We start from the raw sequence: 294 nt of genomic DNA on the forward strand, positions 1-294 counted from the left end.
CGATGAAGCGGGAAAGTGCGAGGCCGGCAATCTCGTCCGCCAGCGCCGACCACGGGCCGTCACGATCCTGTTCTTCCCAGGCCAGCATCGCTTCGAAAAGATGCATATGCGGATTGGAGCAAAGCGGTGTGCGCGGCGGGTTCGCCTCCTCGAAGCCGGCGACCGGGTGTCTGTAGTCGCGCTCGAGAATGGCAAGGATTTCGAGCGCGCGGCTGCGCATCTCATTCCTCCGCTCGGGAAGGATCGCAGCTGTCTGTGCTGCGGCGAAAAGCGCAAAAGCCTGGTTGTAGAGAT

The 294-nt window shown here is 62.2% G+C and carries 1 protein-coding gene; it reads right to left on the reverse strand.

Going from position 1 to position 294, the window contains the following annotated elements; all coding sequences use genetic code 11:
* Window positions 1–294: AGE family epimerase/isomerase (locus tag WA845_RS25215; RefSeq protein ID WP_337322842.1), on the reverse strand; the 294-nt coding region annotated here is incomplete at both ends.

Origin of the sequence: Agrobacterium sp. CMT1 (assembly GCF_037203725.1) — a bacterium.
Taxonomy (GTDB): Bacteria; Pseudomonadota; Alphaproteobacteria; order Rhizobiales; family Rhizobiaceae; genus Agrobacterium; species Agrobacterium pusense.